Annotated in this window: 15 protein-coding genes and 1 pseudogene; 4 read left to right on the top strand and 12 right to left on the bottom strand. The window is 73.2% G+C overall.

Annotated elements, in window-relative coordinates:
* Window positions 1-45: 45 nt before the first annotated feature.
* Window positions 46-1,155 carry a sugar ABC transporter substrate-binding protein gene (locus J5Y04_RS24735; protein WP_209414306.1) on the bottom strand — a complete coding sequence of 370 codons (1,110 nt, stop codon included), beginning with the start codon at window positions 1,153-1,155 and terminating at the stop codon, window positions 46-48.
* Between the two features lie 306 nt (window positions 1,156-1,461).
* Here J5Y04_RS24735 and J5Y04_RS24730 point away from each other — a divergent pair, with 306 nt between their 5' ends.
* Window positions 1,462-1,944, top strand: a complete 483-nt coding sequence (locus J5Y04_RS24730) for a peroxiredoxin (protein ID WP_209414305.1) — start codon at window positions 1,462-1,464, stop codon at window positions 1,942-1,944.
* 135 nt (window positions 1,945-2,079) lie between these two features.
* Here the strand turns inward: J5Y04_RS24730 and J5Y04_RS24725 are convergent, their stop codons facing one another.
* The 4 genes from J5Y04_RS24725 to J5Y04_RS24710 form a co-directional block, all read right to left on the bottom strand.
* Window positions 2,080-3,747 carry a metallophosphoesterase family protein gene (locus tag J5Y04_RS24725; protein WP_209414304.1) on the bottom strand — a complete coding sequence of 556 codons (1,668 nt, stop codon included), beginning with the start codon at window positions 3,745-3,747 and terminating at the stop codon, window positions 2,080-2,082.
* A 259-nt stretch (window positions 3,748-4,006) separates the two neighbouring features.
* Window positions 4,007-4,258 (bottom strand): hypothetical protein, encoded by a 252-nt coding sequence (locus tag J5Y04_RS24720; RefSeq protein WP_148645711.1) that lies wholly within the window; start codon window positions 4,256-4,258, stop codon window positions 4,007-4,009.
* A gap of 148 nt (window positions 4,259-4,406) precedes the next feature.
* Window positions 4,407-4,829, bottom strand: coding sequence for a (2Fe-2S) ferredoxin domain-containing protein (locus tag J5Y04_RS24715; protein WP_209414303.1), 423 nt, complete (start codon window positions 4,827-4,829; stop codon window positions 4,407-4,409).
* Window positions 4,826-6,796 (bottom strand): heavy metal translocating P-type ATPase, encoded by a 1,971-nt coding sequence (locus J5Y04_RS24710; RefSeq protein WP_209414302.1) that lies wholly within the window; start codon window positions 6,794-6,796, stop codon window positions 4,826-4,828. Before J5Y04_RS24710 ends, J5Y04_RS24715 begins: the two co-directional genes overlap by 4 nt.
* 88 nt (window positions 6,797-6,884) lie before the next feature.
* On the opposite strand from J5Y04_RS24710, the gene J5Y04_RS24705 reads away from it, so the two are divergent.
* A complete protein-coding gene (locus J5Y04_RS24705) occupies window positions 6,885-7,235 on the top strand; it encodes a metalloregulator ArsR/SmtB family transcription factor (protein ID WP_209414301.1) in 351 nt (116 codons plus the stop codon).
* 135 nt (window positions 7,236-7,370) lie between these two features.
* On the opposite strand, the gene J5Y04_RS24700 is transcribed toward J5Y04_RS24705, so the two are convergent.
* Window positions 7,371-7,754 (bottom strand): winged helix-turn-helix transcriptional regulator, encoded by a 384-nt coding sequence (locus tag J5Y04_RS24700; protein WP_374106098.1) that lies wholly within the window; start codon window positions 7,752-7,754, stop codon window positions 7,371-7,373.
* Between the two features lie 77 nt (window positions 7,755-7,831).
* Here J5Y04_RS24700 and J5Y04_RS24695 point away from each other — a divergent pair, with 77 nt between their 5' ends.
* Window positions 7,832-8,479 carry an NAD(P)-binding domain-containing protein gene (locus tag J5Y04_RS24695; RefSeq protein WP_209414299.1) on the top strand — a complete coding sequence of 216 codons (648 nt, stop codon included), beginning with the start codon at window positions 7,832-7,834 and terminating at the stop codon, window positions 8,477-8,479.
* 12 nt (window positions 8,480-8,491) lie between these two features.
* On the opposite strand, the gene J5Y04_RS24690 is transcribed toward J5Y04_RS24695, so the two are convergent.
* The 3 genes from J5Y04_RS24690 to J5Y04_RS24680 all read right to left on the bottom strand — a co-directional run bounded on the left by J5Y04_RS24690 (window position 8,492) and on the right by J5Y04_RS24680 (window position 12,953).
* Window positions 8,492-10,459 carry a serine/threonine-protein kinase gene (locus J5Y04_RS24690; protein ID WP_209414298.1) on the bottom strand — a complete coding sequence of 656 codons (1,968 nt, stop codon included), beginning with the start codon at window positions 10,457-10,459 and terminating at the stop codon, window positions 8,492-8,494.
* Window positions 10,460-10,537: 78 nt separating this feature from the next.
* A complete protein-coding gene (locus J5Y04_RS24685; RefSeq protein WP_209414297.1) occupies window positions 10,538-11,158 on the bottom strand; it encodes a TetR/AcrR family transcriptional regulator in 621 nt (206 codons plus the stop codon).
* 139 nt (window positions 11,159-11,297) lie between these two features.
* On the bottom strand, window positions 11,298-12,953 hold the full coding sequence (locus J5Y04_RS24680; protein WP_209414296.1) for an FAD-binding dehydrogenase: 1,656 nt from the start codon (window positions 12,951-12,953) through the stop codon (window positions 11,298-11,300).
* A gap of 327 nt (window positions 12,954-13,280) precedes the next feature.
* Here J5Y04_RS24680 and J5Y04_RS24675 point away from each other — a divergent pair, with 327 nt between their 5' ends.
* Window positions 13,281-14,246 carry an SGNH/GDSL hydrolase family protein gene (locus J5Y04_RS24675; RefSeq protein ID WP_209414295.1) on the top strand — a complete coding sequence of 322 codons (966 nt, stop codon included), beginning with the start codon at window positions 13,281-13,283 and terminating at the stop codon, window positions 14,244-14,246.
* A gap of 72 nt (window positions 14,247-14,318) precedes the next feature.
* Here the strand turns inward: J5Y04_RS24675 and J5Y04_RS24670 are convergent, their stop codons facing one another.
* The 3 genes and pseudogenes from J5Y04_RS24670 to J5Y04_RS24660 all read right to left on the bottom strand — a co-directional run.
* Complete coding sequence (locus tag J5Y04_RS24670) at window positions 14,319-16,202, bottom strand: endonuclease/exonuclease/phosphatase family protein (protein ID WP_374106096.1); 1,884 nt, start codon at window positions 16,200-16,202, stop codon at window positions 14,319-14,321.
* Between the two features lie 354 nt (window positions 16,203-16,556).
* Complete coding sequence (locus J5Y04_RS24665) at window positions 16,557-17,696, bottom strand: FG-GAP-like repeat-containing protein (RefSeq protein WP_209414294.1); 1,140 nt, start codon at window positions 17,694-17,696, stop codon at window positions 16,557-16,559.
* 68 nt (window positions 17,697-17,764) lie between these two features.
* Window positions 17,765-17,975 (bottom strand): annotated as a pseudogene (locus J5Y04_RS24660) (ATP/GTP-binding protein); the annotation flags it as partial.

Below are 17,975 nucleotides of genomic sequence, written 5' to 3'. Positions count from 1 at the left end.
GACACTGGACACCCGGACGGCCGCCCCGCCGCAGGCCTCCGCGCGCTACCTGACGCCGGCCGCCGCACAGGCGTCCGCGTACTGCGGGGTGCAGATCTCGGTCGCCTTGTAGAGGCCGCCGCCGACCACCGTCGCCTGCACCTTCGCCTTGGTCACCACGATCGGGGTGAGCAGCAGCGAGGGAATGCGCAGCCCGCCGCTGTCGACGACCGCGCTGACCGACGAGCTGATGTCCATCCCCTTCAGCAGCTGAACGGCGATGCTGCCCGCGGCGTCCGTCTCGGGCTTGTATGGCTTGTAGATGGTGAAGGCCTGCTCGCCCGAGAGCACCCGGCGCACCGCGTCCAGCGAGGCGTCCTGCCCGCCGACCGGGACGTTCCTGATCCCGGCCGCCTTCAGCGTCTCGATGATGGAGGCCGCCATGCCGTCGTTGGCGGCGTACACGGCCTGGAAGCCGTCCTTGCCGAGGGTGCGGATGGCCTCGTTCATCTTCGCCGTGGCCACCTCCGGCTTCCACTCGCCGGACTGCTCGTAGACGATCTTCTTGACCTTCTCGTCGAGCGCCCGGTGCGCGCCGGTCTTGAACATCGCGGCATTGGGGTCGGACTCGGCGCCGTTGATCATCACGACCGAGGCGGAGGAGGCCTTCGGGCCGAGCGCCTCCAGCAGGGCCTGGCCCTGGATCTCGCCGGTGCGCTGGTTGTCGAAGGAGACGTACGCGGCGACCTTGCCCTCGGCCAGCCGGTCGTAGGCGATGACCTTCGCCCCCTTCGCGGCGGCGGCCTCGACCCAGGGCGCGGTGACCTTGGCGTTCACCGGGTCGAGCAGGATGACCTTGACGCCCTTGGCCAGCAGGTCGTCGAACTGCTGCTTCTGGGCGGCCTCGTTGCCGTCCGCATTGGCGTAGTCGACGACGCAGCCGGTGCAGAGCGATCCCACCGTGGACTCGATCAGCGGCTTGTCGAAGGCCTCGTACCGGGTGGAGGACGCCTTTTCGGGCAGCAGCAGACCGACGGTCGTGCTCGCCACGCCGTCCGTACGGGGCCCTGCGTCGCTCCCGCCGCAGGCCGCGAGGGTGAGGGCCAGCGACACGGCTGCCGTGCCCGCGGCGACGCAGCGGGTCGTTCTGGCCGCGCGCCGGGTCGTTCTCTTCATGGTGGGGATTGCCTCCTGACTGCGCCGCGGCGTTGCGGCAGAGGACGGAGTCAATCCGCACCCGAGGCCCACGTCAATAACTGAAGGGACAACTCGTTACCGGGCTGCTCGATTCGTTATGAAGTGAAGACTTTGCGGACATCGCTGCACGACAGCCATGACACCACCACGTACCGGCGTCAATTCTTCAACGAGAAAGGGGCATCGGAGAGGATCCGGCGGACGGCGACGGGGTGGGCGGGCCCGGGCCGGGCGGCCGTAGGGTGGGCGGCGACCGCGCTGCCGCTTGCGAAGGACGGGACGACCATGGCGAAACCACCCGAGATCGGCGCCCCGGCACCCGGGTTCACCCTGCCCGGGCTGCTGCTGGACGAGGAGAGCGGGACCGCGGAGCGCCGGGAGTACCGGCTCGCCGAGGCGAAGGGCAGCCCGCTGGTGCTGGTCTTCTACCCGGGCGACGACACCCCCGTCTGCACGAAGCAGCTCTGCTCGTACAGCTCCGACCTGGACCGGTTCCGCGGGCTCGGCGCCACCGTGTGGGGCATCAGCCCCCAGGGGCTGGACAGCCACGAGCAGTTCGCCCGCAAGCACCGTCTGGGCTTCCCGCTGCTCGCCGACCCGGAGCGGACCGTCGTCCGCGCGTACGGCATCGCGGTGCCCGGGCTCGGGCTGCGCCGGTCGGTGTTCGTCCTGGACTCCGACGGCACGGTGCGGTGGAAGCACGTCGCGCTGGCCGGGCTGACCTTCCAGCACAGCGACACCCTGGCGGAGCAGCTGGCCGCCCTCTGACGACGCGCGACGGCCCGGCCGGGAGCTTGGGTTCGGTCCCGGCCGGGCCGTCGTCGGAGCAGGGGCGCGCCGGAAGGCGTGATCCGGCGAGCGCCGGCGCACGGGAGCGCCGACGCGCCTACCGGGCGCGGTCCGTCACCAGCCCCAGCCGCCGCCCTCGCCGTCGTCGTCCGTCTTGCCGTCCCAGCCCTCGCCGACCTTGCGCAGGATCGTGTAGTGGTCGACCTGCGTGCCGTCCTCGGCCAGTGCGGTGACCTTCATGGACGACTTCTGGCCCAGGTGGGCCGGGGTGACGTCGACCTTGATGAAGGAGTAGCCGGTGTAGCGGACCCGCGACCACTCGACCGTCTCGGTGACCTTCACGCCGCCCTTGGCGAAGTGGTAGGTCTCCACCGAGTCGAGGCGCTGCTCGTGGCCCTCGTAGGTGTCCGGGGCGTCGAAGCGGTACAGGCTCCGGCCGGCCGCGCCCGCCGTCACGTAGACGACGCCGTCGGTGGCGGGCTCGATGGTGGCGCCGCTCGGCACCGCCTTGGAGACCTTGTTGCCCAGGATCGCGTCGGTGCGCTCGTAGACGTGGTTGTGGCCGTTGATGACCAGGTCGACCCGGTACTTCTCGAACAGCGGCACCCACGCCTCGCGGACACCGCCCTCGGAGGCGTGCTGGTGGGTGGTGGAGAAGGCGCAGTGGTGGAAGAAGACCACGATGAAGTCGATGGTCTCGTCGTTGCGCAGGTCCTTGAGGGTGCGCTGCAGCCACGAGGTCTGCTTGCCCGCCGAGATCCCCAGGTTGACCGGGATCTCGTAGGAGACGTCGTTGGCGTCCAGCGAGATGACGCCGACGTTCTTGTAGCGGAAGGAGTAGACGCCGGGGACGGTCCGCGGGTCCGGGCCGTTGTCCGGCAGGTAGAACCGGGTGTTCTCGCCGCCGTAGCCGTTGTGCGAGTACCAGGCCTCCATGTCGTGGTTGCCGTAGGAGACCATCCACGGCACCTTCGACGCGACCGTCTCGGTCTGCACCAGGAAGTCGTCCCAGGTGCGGGCGTTGTAGACCGACTTGTCGGGGTCGGTGCCGGAGCCGGCCGGGTCGGCGTAGCAGATGTCGCCGGCGTGCAGGTGGAAGGCCGGGTTCTGGGCCAGGATGATGTGGTCGTTGCCGGCCGCGTGCGCGCTGACGCCCTGGTCGCCGAAGGCGGTGAAGGTGAACGGCTCGTACACCTTGCCCCAGCGGTGGTCGCGCGGGGGCGCGGTGCGGAAGGTGTTGAGGGTGGAGATCGCCTGCTGCGAGGCGGGGTCGAAGCCCTGGTGGCCGACACCGTAGTAGTACGTGGTGTCGGGCTGGAGGTCCTCCAGCGCCACGTGCAGGTAGTACTGGTCCACCGGCTGGCTGGTCGGGGTCAGCGCGGGGGTGTGCAGGGCGCGCACCTCGGCCTGGACCTTGTGGCTGAGGTCCCACGGGTGCTTGCCGTAGCGCAGGAACGGCTTCTTCACCGGGGCCGGGACCTGCCAGGAGACCCGGAACTGGGTGTCCGGCTCGGGGCCGAAGGCGAGGTGACGGCCGATCGGGGCGACCAGCGAGCCGTCGACGCCGTCGGTCACACCGCCCGTCAGCAGCTGCGGGGAGGCCGGCGCGGCGGTCGCGGTGCCGCTGCCCAGCGCACCGCCCACGGCCAGCGCGCCGACGGTGACGGCGCCGGTGCGCAGCATCCGGCGGCGGGAGAAACGGGCCCGCAGGTACTCGTGCTGCTCGGCCATGCTCATGCGGTCGGCGAGCTTCGCGGGCACGCCCATGTTGGGGATATCCATGGGCGGGACTCTTCCAGCGGAGCGTGGACCGGACACGGACGTGCGGTGAACGAGCACCGGCGCGCCGGTCAGTCGAACGCCAATGTTCGACCATGCTTCGGCAAAGCCTCGGTGCGCGTGCGGAGCGGACGCGATCATCCGCCCTCCCACCGGCCCTGATGCACCCGCACGTGCCGACCGGTCAGGAGTCACACCGTCAGGCGCCGGACGGACGGTGGCGAGGACGCCCGGACGGCCACGCCGCCGGACGGCCGGACGGTCAGGAGGCCTCGTCCCAGGTGGAGGGGGCGCGGTTGCCGGTGCCGTCGCAGGTGCGGCAGATCTCGTCGCGGTAGGCGTGCTTGGCGCCGGCGGCGTCGACCCGGTAGCGGACGTAGACGCCCGTGCCGTCGCAGAGGAAGCAGTTGCCGCCCCCGCCGCCGACCTCGGTGGTGCCGGTGCCCTGGCAGGTGCGGCAGCTGAGACCGGCGGTGCGGCCGGTGCCCGCGCAGATACGGCAGACCGTGGTCACGTCGTCTTTCCTCCCAAGCCGGGGCGCCCCGGGAAATGGTAGTGCCCCGGCCCGCCGAGCGGACCGCCGAGGAACGTGCCCACGGTCGGCGGACGGCCGTCCGGCGGTCCGGCGGTCCGGCTCCGCGGCCGGGCCGCGGAGATCGGCCTCAGCCGGACAGGCCGTCGCGGACGCGGCGGGAGACGCTGATCTGCTGGAGGTCGAGCAGCCCCGGCGGATCGGCCAGGCCGGGGCCGCCGGCGTGCACCCACTCGGCTATCTCCTCGACCATGTCGTCCGCCAGCACCCAGCCCAGCCAGACCGGACGGCCGCCCGCCGCGCGGCCCTCGCCGGAGGGGCCGACCACGACGACGTTGGAGTGCGCGCACACGTCCAGGCACTTGACGGCCCGGACCCTGCCCGCCGGGCCGACGGCCTCGCGCAGCCGCTCGTACTGGCCGGCGTGGTCGACGCCCGGGTGCTTCTCCTGGGTGCCGCAGCAGCAGCCCCGGCAGACGGTGACGGTCACCGGGGCGGCGGGCCCCCGCGCGCCGGAGGCCTGCCCGCCGCGCTCACGGTCCCGACGGCTCATCGTGTCTCCCCCTCCTCGTTCGGCAGGGCCCGCCGCCACGCGCGTTCGCGCAGCAGCCGAAGGCCGTTGAGGCCGACGATCACGGTGGAGCCCTCGTGCCCGGCGACGCCGAGCGGCAACGGCAGCGTACCTGCCAGGTCCCAGGCCGCCAGCACGGTGATGAACGCTCCGGCGATCACGAGGTTCTGGACGACCAGCCGGCGGGCCCGCCGGGAGAGCGCCACCACCGCCGGGACGGCGGTCAGTTCGTCGCGCACCACGACCGCGTCGGCGGTCTCCAGCGCGAGGTCCGAGCCGGCCCGGCCCATCGCGATGCCGGTGTGCGCGGCGGCCAGCGCGGGTGCGTCGTTGACGCCGTCGCCGACCATCAGCACCCGGCGTCCGCCGTCGGCGAGCTCGCGGACCGCGGTCAGCTTGTCGTGCGGCAGCAGCCCGCCGCGGACCTCGGTCAGGCCGACCTCCGCGGCGAGACGGTCGGCGGCCCGCTGGTTGTCGCCGGTGAGCAGGACCGGCGGGCGGCCGGTGAGCGCGGCCAGGCCGCGGACGGCGGTGGCGGCCTGCTCGCGCGGGCGGTCGGCGAGGCCGAGCACGCCGACCGGCTCGCCGTCGCGCAGCACCAGGACGGCGGTACGGCCGGCCTCCTCCAGTCCGGTGACGGCGGGGTGCGTCCGGTACGGGCCGGGTGCGCCGACCGCGACCACCGCTCCGCCGACCAGCGCCCGGACGCCGACGCCCGGGGTGGAGGTGAACCCGTCGGCCGCGGGCACCGCGAGGCCGCGCCCGCGTGCGGCGGAGACCACGGCGCGGGCCAGCGGGTGCTCGCTGGGGTGCTCGGCGGCGGCCGCGAGGGCGAGCAGCTCGTCCTCCGTCGGCCGTTCCTCCCCGGGGACGGCCAGCGGGACCACTTCGGTGACCCGGGGCGCTCCCTCGGTGAGGGTGCCGGTCTTGTCGAGGGCGACGGTGTCGGCCTGGCCCAGCCGCTCCATCACCACCGCCGACTTGACCAGCACGCCGTGCCGGCCGGCGTTGGCGATCGCGGAGAGCAGCGGGGGCATGGTGGCCAGCACCACGGCGCACGGCGAGGCGACGATCATGAAGGTCATGGCGCGCAGCAGGGTGGCGGTCAGTTCGGCGCCGAAGGCGAGCGGGACGGCGAAAAGCAGCAGGGTCGCAGTCACCAGGGCCGCGGCGTAGCGCTGTTCGACCTTCTCGATGAAGAGCTGGGTGGGCGCCTTGGTCTCGGACGCCTCCGCGACCAGGGCGACGATCCGGGCGATCACGGTGTCGGCGGCGTCCCGCCCGACCCGGACGCGCAGCGCGCCCGTGCCGTTGAGCGTGCCCGCGTACACCTCGTCCCCGGCGGTCCTGGCGACGGGCAGCGGCTCGCCGGTGATGGTGGCCTGGTCGACGTCGCTCGCACCGTCGAGGACGCGGCCGTCGGCGCCGATCCGCTCGCCGGGGCGGACCAGCACGACGTCGCCGACGGCGAGCCCGGCGGTGGGCACGGTCTCCTCACGGCCGTCGGCACCGATCCGGCAGGCGGTGGCGGGGGCGAGGTCGAGCAGGCCGCGGACGGAGTCGGCGGTGCGGGCGGTGGCGAGTGCCTCCAGGGCGCCACTGGTCGCGAAGATCACGATCAGCAGGGCGCCGTCCAGCACCTGGCCGATCGCGACGGCGCCGATCGCGGCCACCACCATCAGCAGGTCGACGTCGAGGGTCCGCTCGCGCAGTGCCTGCAGCCCGGCCCTGGCCGGCTCCCAGCCGCCGGCCAGGTAGGCCCCGGCGTACAGCGCCCCGGACGCCCAGCCCGGTCCGCCGGCGAGCTGCACGGCGAGGGCGGCCAGGAAGGCGGCCGTGGCGGCGGCCGCCCAGCGCGCCTCGGGCAGGGCCAGGACCCGGGTGCGGCGCGGCTGTGGTGTCGCGGGTGCGGTGGAGGCCGGCGGTCGGGTGAGCACGGTGGCGGACATGGGCGCCACCATACAGGAACATATGAACACACTTTCATTCGTTCATGTGTGCCCATCCCGTCCGGCACCCGCCCCGTAGGATGCCCCCATGGGACACGCAGCCGCCGAGCACACCGTGCCGCAGATGCGCCTGGACGCATCCAACGCGGCCAAGGTGGCGAGCACGCTCCAGGCCCTCGCCACCCCCTCCCGCCTGCTGATACTCGCCCAGCTCCGTGAGGGCCCGCGGGCCGCCACCGAACTCGCCGACGCCGTCGGCATGGAGCAGTCCGCCTGCTCCCACCAGCTCCGCCTGCTCCGCAACCTCGGCCTGGTCGTCGGCGAGCGCCGCGGCCGCTCGGTGGTCTACTCCCTCCACGACGACCACGTCGCCGCCCTGCTCGACCAGGCCGTCTACCACGTCGACCACCTGCGCCTCGGCCTCCCCGACGAGCGCTGAGCGCTGAGCGCCGGACACCGAACGCCGGGCACTGAGCGCTGAGCGCCGGGAGACGAGCGCTCAGCGCCGGACGCCGGGAGACGGCCCGCGAGTACCGGCCTGCGAGTAACGGCCGGTGAGCAGTCGCCCGGGGGATCAGGCTTCCGCCCGGTCCTGCGCCTCCAGGACTTCGTCGCCGTGCCGGTAGCCCCACTCGCCGAGCGCCTCCAGGGCCGGGAGGAGGGTACGGCCGAGCGGGGTGAGCGCGTACTCGACGCGGGGCGGGGTCTCGGCGTAACTGCGGCGCACGACCAGGCCGTTGTACTCCAGGCGGCGGAGCGTCTCGGTGAGGACCTTGGCGCTGATGCCGCCGATCCGGGCCCGCAGTTCGCCGGGGCGTTCGGGGGCGTCGCGCAGCGCCCAGAGCACGACCGAGCTCCAGGTGTTGGCCAGCAGGTCGAAGGCGACCCGCGCCCGGCAGTCCGCCAGGTACGTCTCGCCCGGCACCTCGTCCACCGCTCCCCCTAGCAGGTCCGTCACGCACCGATCGGTAACCACCGCCGTTCCTAGTGTCATCCCGTACCGGCCGAACAGGACTGAGCGAACGGGAGATTCGGATGCGGATCGGCATCATCGGGGCGGGGAACATGGCGCAGGCACTCGGCGGGCAGTGGGCCCGGGCCGGGCACGAGGTGGTGTTCGGCGCCCGGGACGCGGCGCGGGCGGCCACGGCCGCCGGGCAGGCCGGCGCGGGCGCCCGGGCCGTGGCGGGACCGGCGGCGGCCGCGGCGTTCGGCGAGGCGGTGCTGGTCGCCGTGCCGGCCGGCCAGGCGGAGGGCGTCCTGGCGGCGGCGGCCCCGCCCGCCGGGCGGGTGCTGATCGACTGCACCAACCCGGTCGCGTTCCCGCCCCTCGCCCTGACCACGGCGGGCGGGCCGTCGATGGCCGAGCGGATCGCGGCGGCCGCACCGGGCACGCACGTGGTGAAGGCGTTCAACGTCTGTCACGAGAGCGTCTGGCGGCTCACCCCGCCGGTCTTCGACGGCCGCCCGCTGGCCGTTCCCCTGTGCGGGGACGACCCGGACGCGCTCGCCCTGGTCGGCCGGCTGGCCGCCGACCTCGGCGCCGAGCCGGTGCCGGCCGGCGGCCTGGCCGCGGCGCGGCTGCTGGAGGCGACCACCGCGTTCGTGATCGGCCTCTGGTTCGCCGGCCGGGACGCCCGGGCCGTCTTCCCGCCGTTGGCTCACGCGGGCGGCCGGGACTGAGCGGAGGCGGGGTCAGGGGATCTGCCACTGCTGGTACTTGTTGCCGGGGGTGCAGGTGGTCATGGTGACCTGCTTGCCCGCGCCGTTGTCGGTCAGGCAGGTCGACCCCGAGTAGTCCTTGAGGTAGTAGACGCCCGAGGTGCCGGCGCCGACCACCGACCAGTTGTTCAGGAAGCCGAACCCCGACGAGAGCATCACCTTCCGGCTCGACTGGTTCGAGAAGTCGGCCTCCTGGACGAGGGCCGGGCTGCTCAGGTTGCACGGGTAGATCTGGTACCAGCCGCCGGGATCCGGGTCCGAACGCACCCAGCCGTAGGCGGTCGTCCCGCCCATGACGGCCGCGGCGCCCGCTGTCGGGCTGCCGGTGGCCAGGCCGAGCTTCTGGCCGTCGGCCACGTTGACGATGTCGCCCCACTTCGCGCCGCCGCACCCGGCGGGCACGGTCGGTGTCGACGGCTTGGGGGCGGGCTGGTTGGGCGCCGGCTGGTTGGGCGCCTGCGTCGTCGGAGCGGGCACGGGGGCCGGTGGGGCGGGCTGGTTGGCCGTGGATCCACCGCCACCGCCACCGCCGCCACCACCGGCGTTCCCGCCACTGTTGCTGCCGCCCCCGCCGCCACCGCCCGGCTTCGGCGCGGTGCCACCCGACCCACTGGCAGCTCCGCCGGCCGCACCCGCCGACGAGCCCGTGCCGCCCGCCGCGGCGCCGCCGCCGCCGGACTGCGGGGCCGAACCCTGGGACTGGCCGCCGGTGTTCGGTGCGGCGGCGGCCTCGGACTGCGCGGCGGCCGGGGCGCTCGGTGTCGCGTCGGCGCTCGCCGGCGGCGTGGTCGGGGTCTGCGAGGCCGGCGGCGTGGTGGCCGCCGACGGATCGCCGGCCGTGGTGGCCGGGGCCGAGACGGCGGGCTGCGCGCCGGGGGTCTGCGCCTGCGACTGGAACGGGCTCCGGTCGACCAGCAGGGCCGTGGCGGCACCCGTGGTGATGATCACCGGGACGACGACGGGTACCAGGAACCGGCGCCACGACCGGCCCGCACCGGAGTCCGCGGCCGTCCGCGGCCCCACCGTCGCCACCTCGGCCCCGGCGGCGCCGGCCGCCGGGGCCTCGGGAGCGGGGGGAGGCACGGGGCGCACGACCGCGGCGACCGGCGCCGACCGGTCGCCGACCGCGGCCCGTGCCGCGGCCGCCATGGCGGCCGCGTCCGCGAACCGGTCACCGGGCTGTTTGGCCAACGCGCGCGCAACGAACTCCCGCACCGCCGGCGCGAACTCCTCCGGCAGCTCCGGAGCGGGTTGCTGGACGTGCTTGAGCGCCACCTCGACCACGCTCTCGCCGGTGAACGGCGGCAGGCCGGTGAGCAGTTCGTAGCAGACCACGCCGAGCGAGTAGAGGTCCGAGGCCGGTGTGACGCCCCCGCCCCCGGCCTGCTCGGGCGCCATGTACAGCGCGGTGCCGATCACCACGTTGGTCGCCGTGAGCGTGGTGCTCACCAGCGCCCGCGCGATGCCGAAGTCCGTCACCGTCACCCGGCCGTCGGCCCCGAGCATCAGGTTGGAGGGCTTGACGTCCCGGTGCACGATCTCCTGCTGGTGCGCGGCGTGCAGGGCGTCGAGCGCCGTGGCGAGCATCCCCAGGACCTGCTCGGCGGGCATCGCCCCGTCCTCGGCGAGGACCTTGTCCAGCGGCCGCCCCTCGACCAGCTCCATGACGATGTAGGCGATCCGCTCGCCCTCCGCGTCGTTCTCGCCGTAGTCGTGGACGTCCACGATGCCCGGGTGGCTGATCGCCGCGAGCAGTTGGGCCTCGCGCCGGAACCGTCTCGCGAACGTCCCCTCCTCCAGCAGCCCCGCGTGCAGGATCTTCACTGCAACCTGCCGTTCCAGCACCCGGTCGTCGGCGCGCCAGACGGCGCCCATGCCCCCGCCGCCGATCCGCTCGGTCAGCGTGTAGCGACCTCCGAGTACGGTCCCCCGCCCAGTCATGCCCCGCCCTTTCCCGGTATCCCGCCCCAACGGGTCGTCAACAACCATGTGCATGCCGCCATCAGTCTCCCCCGTCCGTCACCGCGCCGGTTCCGGCGGCCCCGGCTCGGGCCGCAGCGAGCGCCAGATGCTCTCGGGCAGGATCCGCGCGGCCTCGGCCAGGTCCAGGTCGTAGGTGTCGGACAGCCAGCGGCGGGCCGCCTCCGCGACCGGCCCCATGACCAGGACCTCGACCATCGGCCCGGGCACGGGCGCGATCTCGCCCCGCTCCATCCGGGGCCGCATCCAGGCGCCGATGACCGCCATCCGGGCCGCCTTGGCGGCCCGGATCTGCTCCGCCCGGGCGGCCAGGTAGCCGGAGTAGGCGGAGGCGTGGAGGAAGAGGGCGGCGTCGCGGTGCTCCTGCGTGAAGCGCAGGTAGGCCAGGACGAGCGCCCGCACCCCGGTGCGCGCGGTGCGGCTGCGCTCCAGCGCGGCGGTCATCTCGTCGAACAGCCGCTCCAGGCACCGGATGTAGAGCGCGGCGGCGAGACCGTCGAAGCTCCCGAAGTGGTGGTAGAGACTGCCCAGGCTGACCTTGCTCGCCGTGGTGACGGCGGTGACGGTGAACCCCTCCTGGCCCGACTCCGCGTACACGCGCAGCGCGGTGCTCAGGAGCAGCTCGACGGTCGCCTCGCCCCGCTGCTGCTTGGGGGACATCCCCGGTCCTCCGCTCGACCCCCGGGCGGCCCCCGACACGGACTCGGCCGCCAACTCGGCAAGCATAGGGCAGGGTTGGAGAACTTCTCTAGAAAGAAGCTCTACTTTCGCGAGCGCTCCGGCGCTCGGCGCCCGCCCGCTACGCCGTCGCGGCGGCGGCCGCGCGGCCCGCCGTACGACCGGAGAAGAGGCAGCCGCCGAGGAACGTCCCCTCCAGGGAGCGGTAGCCGTGGACGCCGCCGCCGCCGAAGCCGGCCGCCTCGCCGGCCGCGTACACGCCGTCCAGCACCTCGCCGCCGGGGCGCAGCACCCGGGCGGAGAGGTCGGTCTCCAGCCCGCCGAGCGACTTGCGGGTCAGGATGCCGAGCCGGACGGCGATCAGCGGGGCGGCGGCCGGGTCGAGGAGGCGGTGCGGGGCTGCGGTGCGGATCAGCTTGTCGCCGAGGTACCGGCGGGCGCCGTGGATGGCGGTGACCTGGAGGTCCTTGGCGAACGGGTTGGCGAGCTGGCGGTCCCGGGCCTCGACGGTGCGGCGCAGTTCGTCGGGGTCGATCAGCGCCTCGCGGGTCCTGGCGTTCATGCCGCGGGCGAGGTCGGCCAGGTTGCCGGCGACCACGAAGTCGGGGCCGTGCCGCAGGTGGGCCCGGACCGGGCCGGGGGCGCCGGGCAGGGCGCGGCCGAGGACGCCGCGCAGGGAGCGCCCGGTGAGGTCGGGGTTCTGCTCGGAGCCGGAGAGGGTGAACTCCTTCTCGATGATCTTCTGGCTGAGCACGAACCAGGTGTGGTCGTACCCGGTGGTGCGGAGGTGTTCGAGCGTGCCGAGGGTGTCGAAGCCGGGGAAGAGCGGGACGGGCAGCCGGCGCCCGCGCGCGTCGAGCCAGAGGGAGGAGGGGCCGGGCAGGATGCGGATGCCGTGCCGGGCCCAGATCGGGTCCCAGTTCTCGATGCCCTCGGTGTAGTGCCACATCCGGTCGCCGTTGATCAGGTTGCCGCCGGCCTCGCCGGTGATGCCGAGCATCAGCCCGTCGACGTGCGCGGGGACGCCGGAGAGCATCCGCTCGGGCGGGGTGCCGAGCCGGGCGGGCCAGGCCTTGCGGACCAGGTCGTGGTTGCCGCCGATGCCGCCGGAGGTGACGATCACGGCCTGGGCGCGCAGCTCGAAGTGGCCGGCCACCTCGCGCGAACTGGCCTCGCCGCGGGCGGCCGCACTGGGCACCAGCACCTCCCCGCTCACCGTGTCCGTCACCCCGGCGTTGGCGCCGAGTCCGGTGACCCGGTGGCGGAACCGCAGGTCGACCAGCCCGCGGGCGGCCGCGTCCCGGACCCGCCGGACGAAGGGTTCGAGCAGGCCGGGCCCGGTACCCCAGGTGATGTGGAAGCGGGGCACGGAGTTGCCGGGCCCGTCGGCGAGGAGCCCGCCGCGCTCGGCCCAGCCCACGACGGGGAAGAACCGCACGCCCATCCCGTGCAGCCAGGCCCGCTTCTCGCCGGCCGCGAAGTCGACGTACGCCTCGGCCCAGCGGCGCGGCCAGGCGTCCTCGGGGCGGTCGAAGCCGGCGGTGCCGAGCCAGTCCTGCCGGGCGAGCGCGTGCGAGTCGCGGATCCGCATCCGGCGCTGCTCGGGCGAGTCGACGAAGAAGAGGCCGCCGAAGGACCAGTGCGCCTGCCCGCCGAAGGAGGCCGCGGGCTCCTGGTCGAGCAGGATCACCTTCCTTCCGGCGTCGGCGAGTTCGGCGGTGGCGGCGAGCCCGGCCAGTCCGGCTCCGATGACGATGACGTCGGCGTCCAGGGCCATGCGGGGTCCTCCATCGGTGCTCCGGCGGTGCGCGCGTGCGCCCGATACTGCGGCCTGCGACGGGACGCGTCAACCGGCCGGTAACAACGGGCGGCGACGGCAGTTCGATGACGAGCAGCAGCGTGAATTCCGCTCCGGGGCGTTTCGGAAATACCTTCGATACGCGATGGAGCGTAATTCCGAAATACTTCTGACGGTTTTTCGGAAACTTCCCCGCAATGCATGGACGAACGCGAAACCTGACAGTAACTTACTTGTGAGTAGTAGCTGTGGCCGCGGCTCGCACGACCCCCCACCCACCGTCGTTTCTCTCCCCCAGGAGGAACCGTGCTCCGCCCTGCCCGGAAGCTCCGCACCACCCCCACGTCCGGCTCCGCCGCGCCGAAGGCCCGGAAGTCCGCCCTGCTCGGCGCCGCCGCACTGGGCGCCGCGCTCGCCCTGACCTCCACCAGCGCCCAGGCCGCCACCCCGGCGCCCCACCACTACGTGGCGCTCGGCGACTCGTACGCCGCCGGCGCCGGCGTGCCCGGCCAGTCGGCCGGTCTCTGCCTGCGCTCGGACCGCAACTACGGCCACCTGGTGGCCGCCGCGCTCAAGGCCGGCGCCTACACCGACGTCACCTGCGCCGCCGCCAAGGTGAAGGCGATGACGCAGCCCCAGTACGACGCCTTCCTCCGGGTCAACGACCCCCAGCTGGACGCCGTCACCGCCGACACCGACCTGGTGACCCTCGGCATCGGCGGCAACGACCTCGGCGCCACCGACCTCGGGCTCGGCGACCTGGTCGGCGTCTGCATCGCCGGTGCGGTGGTCAACCCGCTCGGCACCCCCTGCAAGGACGTCTTCCACCACGGGTACTGGGACTGGTCGACCTGGTCCTGGCAGTACGGCAACGACGACCTGGCGGACCGGACCGCGGCCGCGAAGCCGCAGATCGCCGACACGCTCCAGCGCATCCACGCCAAGGCCCCCAAGGCCCGGGTGCTGCTGGTGGGTTACCCGTCCGTACTGCCCGCCGACGGCTCGAAGTGCTTCCTCCGCCAGCCCGTCACCGCCGGCGACGTCGAGTACATGTACGGCGTCCTCGGCAATCTGAACGCCATGCTGAAGGCCACCGCGGCCGCCAACGGCGCCACCTACGTGGACACCGCCACCCCGACCGCCGGCCACGACGTCTGCTCGGACGACCGCTGGATCGAGGGCGCGCTGCCCGGCGCCCCGGCCGTCCCGTTCCACCCGAACGCCACCGGCGAGAAGGTGATGGCGGACGCGGTGCTCGCCGCCCTGCGCTGACGCACCGCGGGAAAGCCCCGAGGGGGCGGTGACCGGACCCCGGTCACCGCCCCCTCGGTCGTGCCGCGGGAACTACGGCTTGATGCGGACCACCTGCGGGTCGTGGTCGCTAGCCTGCACGGCGAACTCGCTGTTGATGTGCACCACGTCGTACTTGGCGTACCCGACCTCGGGGCTCACCAGGACGTGGTCCAGCACCTGCGAGTTGCCCTGGTAGACGTAGGAGTACTGCTCCTTCTCGGGCAGCTCGTTCACCAGGTCGCGGAGCACGCCGTCCTTGGTGAGCGCGGCCAGCGCGGGCGAGAACTGGTAGTCGTTGAAGTCGCCGAGCGAGACCACCTTGGCCTCCTTGTCGGCGGCCAGCAGCTTGGCGACGAAGGCCTGCTCGACGGTGGCCTGCTTGACCCGCTGCACCTCGGAGCTGCGGGCCGGGGCCTGGAAGCGGCTGTCGATGCCCTGGTCGCCGCCCTTGCTGTTGAAGTGGTTGGCGATGACGAAGACCTTCTTGCCGCGGAAGGAGAACTGGCCGACCAGCGGCTTGCGGCTGTTGACCCAGGCCTCGTCCGCGGGGTCGATCCGGCCGGGCGAGGCGGTCAGCGCGGTGGCCGCGCCGGTGCCGGCCACGTCCACCGCGGAGGTGGCGGAGCCGCCGGGGATGTCGGTGAAGGAGACCCGCTGCGGGTTGAAGAGGAAGACCTGGCGGATGTTGCCGCCCGGCTCGCCGCCGTCCTTGCCGTTCTCCGGGTCGATCGAGCGCCACTCGTACGCCGGGCCGCCGGCCGCCTTGATCGCGGCGATGAACTTGGCCACGGTCTGGCTCGCGTCCACCGTGCCGTCGTTCTTGGAGCCGTTGTTGTCCTGGATCTCCTCCAGGGCGATGACGTCGGGCGAACGCAGGTTGGTGACCACGGCCTGGGCCAGGTCGGCGAACTTGGCGTCCGGGTTGCCGGGGGCCAGGTTCTCCACGTTGTAGGTGGCGACGGTGAGTTCGCGCTCGCCGGCCGGGGCCGTCACCTCGCGCTGGAGGTGGTTGTCCCGGAGCGCGCCGAGGGTGCCGGCGACCAGGGTGTAGCCGCCGAACTGGTTGTAGTCCAGCGGGCCGCTGGTGGTGCCGGCCAGCTCGTCGCCGACGTTGGCGACCGGGAACGGCTGCTGGGAGACGGGCGCCTGCTGCTGCACCATCAGGCGGCCGACGTTGGGCTCGGCGTACGACTCGTAGAGCACGCCGCCGCGCTTGCTCTTCTGGTCCTGCTTGTCGGCGGCGACCCAGAGCTCGTTGTACTTGTCGGTCGCCTGGACCACCCGGACGTCCTTGACCTCGACGAGCATGCCCTCCAGCGACTCGTAGAAGTCGAGGGCGTACTTCTCCGGGTTCAGGGCGACGCCGTTGACGGTGCCGTCGGCACCGGCCGCCGGGCTGTAGGTGCCGGGGATGTTGCGGGTGTCCACGACGACCGGCGCCGGCAGCGGGTTGCCGGAGGAGACCACGGTGACGGCCGGGCCGCTCAGCTGGGTGAGCGACTGCGAGCCGCCGCCGAAGTTCGGGTAGTACTCCGTCACCTTGCCGCTCACCAGGACCGAGTCGCCGACCTTGACGGTCGGGGCGGCGCTGCCGGTGTAGACGAAGACGCCCTCGCTGGTGGCCGGGTCGGCGTCCGGGTTCGGGTCCTGGATCCAGAAGCCCTTGGAGCCGTAGCCGCGCACGCCGGTGACGATGCCCGGCACGCCGGCGACGGTCTTGCCCGTCTGCGGGGATATCCGGGTGGTGCCCTGGATGTCGTGGATGCGCAGCGGCCCGGGCTCGGTCGGACCCGCCGGGGCCGCGTCGGCCGAGGGCGCGGCCACGGCGGCCGGGAGCGGGACGAGCACCAGCGAGGCGGCCAGGCCGGCCGGCACGAGGGTGGCACGGAGCAGCGCGCGGCGCGAGCGGGGGCGGGGAGCGGGGGACGTGGTCACCTGGGCGGGACTCCTTGGTCTGCCGTGGCGCGCGGCGGCACGGCAACGGGGGCGGCACGTTCGCCCGGCGGACGTGGGGCCGCCGGGCCGTGAGGGTGGGTCGGAGGTACGCCGAGCAGGCGCACATCGCGCACTACCCGCGTAGAGAGCAGACGGGAGCCGGCAACCGCCCCCCGCAGCGCTCTCAAGATACGCGCGTAGAAAATGACGCGACAAGACCCCGGCGGTGAACAATCGCCGCCATGGACCGTGCTGACGGTCACACAGTGGCGGGCCCGCCGGCCGGGGAATCCCCTGACCGGCGAGCCCGCCGTACTGAACCCCGCTACCGGACCGACGCCGTCCGACCCCCGTTTACCAGCCGCCGGAGCCGATCTCGGTGCGGGAGCTCAGGCCATTGCCGGTGCCCTTGTAGAGGTAGAGCTTCCCGGTCTGCCCCGGGTCGGAGTCCACCGCCGCCAGGTCACCGATGCCGTCACCCGTGAAGTCCGCGCCCGCGTAGTCGGAGATCCCGTTCCAGCCACCCGTGCCGATCTCCACCCGGCTCCCCAGGCCGTTCCCCGTCCCCGGGTACAGCCAGAGCTTGCCGGTCGACTTCTCGGTCGCGACGATGTCGTCCCGGCCGTCCTTGTTCATGTCACCGGGGCTGACGATCTTGTTCATCCCGTTCCAGCCACCGGAGCCGATCTCCACCCGCTTGCCCAGGGCGCCGCCGAGGCCGGGGTAGAGGAAGAGCTTGCCGGTCGAGTTCTCGCTCGCCACGACATCGGCCACGCCGTCACCGGTGAAGTCGCCCACCGCGGTGTTGTTCATGCCGTTCCAGCCGCCGCTGCCGATCTCGATCCGGCCCTCGACGCCGTGGCCGTTGCCCGGGTACACCCAGAGCTTGCCGGTCGACTTCTCGGTCGCCACGATGTCGTCCCCGCCGTCACCGTTCAGGTCACCGACCGCCAGGTTGCCCATCCCGTTCCAGCCACCGTTGCCGATCATCACCCGGCCGCCCAGCGCCCCCGTACCGGTCCCCGGGTAGGAGAACAGCTTGCCGGTCGACACCTCGACCGCCACCAGGTCCTTCTTGCCGTCGCCGTTGAAGTCACCCGCCGTCAGGTTCGTCATCCCCGGGTCGGCCGGCCCCGCCGGGTACGGGTCCGCGTGGTCGGTCGACAGTCCGGTGCCGGGGCTGCACGTCCAGGCGCCGGCCCCCTGGTCGGCGAGGATCTTCTCGGCGACCAGGATCTGTTCCTTCTTGGTCGCCTGGTGCGGATAGGCCGCGTACTGGGTGCCGCCGTAGTGCCGCCAGTTGTACTCGGAAATCTGCAGGCCGCCGTAGTAGCCGTTCCCGGTGTTGATGGACCAGTTGCCGCTGCTCTCGCAGGCGGCCACCTTGTCCCAGGTGCTGACCGACGCGGCGCCGGCCGTCCCGGCGAGGCAGAGCGGTGCGACGCTCAGCGCGAGGACGGTCAGGCTCCTGCGCAGACGGGTCTGTGCGGACATGGGTGTTCTCCCCCTGGATTCGGTGCGGACCGATGTGGATTCGGGACTGCGTCGTCGTGCTTCGCGGCTCACCAGCCGCCGGAGCCGATCTCGGTGCGGGAGCTCAGACCGCTGCCGGTGCCCTTGTAGAGGTAGAGCTTCCCGGTCTCGCCCGGATCGGAGTCCACCGCCGCCAGGTCACCGATGCCGTCACCCGTGAAGTCCGCACCCGCGTAGTCCGAGATCCCGTTCCAGCCACCCGTGCCGATCTCCACCCGGCTCCCCAGACCGCTCCCCGTC

This window comes from Kitasatospora sp. RG8, assembly GCF_017813315.1.
Taxonomy (GTDB): Bacteria; Actinomycetota; Actinomycetes; order Streptomycetales; family Streptomycetaceae; genus Kitasatospora.
Note: the sequence above shows the minus strand (reverse complement) of the source record. Positions and strands in the feature narration are given on the sequence as shown.

Excerpts from the sequence above, each read along its gene's own strand:
- J5Y04_RS24735 (WP_209414306.1), bottom strand. The coding sequence starts at position 1,155 with ATGAAGAGAACGACCCGGCGCGCGGCCAGAACGACCCGCTGCGTCGCC.
- J5Y04_RS24730 (WP_209414305.1), top strand. The coding sequence starts at position 1,462 with ATGGCGAAACCACCCGAGATCGGCGCCCCGGCACCCGGGTTCACCCTG.
- J5Y04_RS24725 (WP_209414304.1), bottom strand. The coding sequence starts at position 3,747 with ATGGATATCCCCAACATGGGCGTGCCCGCGAAGCTCGCCGACCGCATG.
- J5Y04_RS24715 (WP_209414303.1), bottom strand. The coding sequence starts at position 4,829 with ATGAGCCGTCGGGACCGTGAGCGCGGCGGGCAGGCCTCCGGCGCGCGG.
- J5Y04_RS24710 (WP_209414302.1), bottom strand. The coding sequence starts at position 6,796 with ATGTCCGCCACCGTGCTCACCCGACCGCCGGCCTCCACCGCACCCGCG.
- J5Y04_RS24705 (WP_209414301.1), top strand. The coding sequence starts at position 6,885 with ATGGGACACGCAGCCGCCGAGCACACCGTGCCGCAGATGCGCCTGGAC.
- J5Y04_RS24695 (WP_209414299.1), top strand. The coding sequence starts at position 7,832 with ATGCGGATCGGCATCATCGGGGCGGGGAACATGGCGCAGGCACTCGGC.
- J5Y04_RS24690 (WP_209414298.1), bottom strand. The coding sequence starts at position 10,459 with ATGACTGGGCGGGGGACCGTACTCGGAGGTCGCTACACGCTGACCGAG.
- J5Y04_RS24685 (WP_209414297.1), bottom strand. The coding sequence starts at position 11,158 with ATGTCCCCCAAGCAGCAGCGGGGCGAGGCGACCGTCGAGCTGCTCCTG.
- J5Y04_RS24680 (WP_209414296.1), bottom strand. The coding sequence starts at position 12,953 with ATGGCCCTGGACGCCGACGTCATCGTCATCGGAGCCGGACTGGCCGGG.
- J5Y04_RS24665 (WP_209414294.1), bottom strand. The coding sequence starts at position 17,696 with ATGTCCGCACAGACCCGTCTGCGCAGGAGCCTGACCGTCCTCGCGCTG.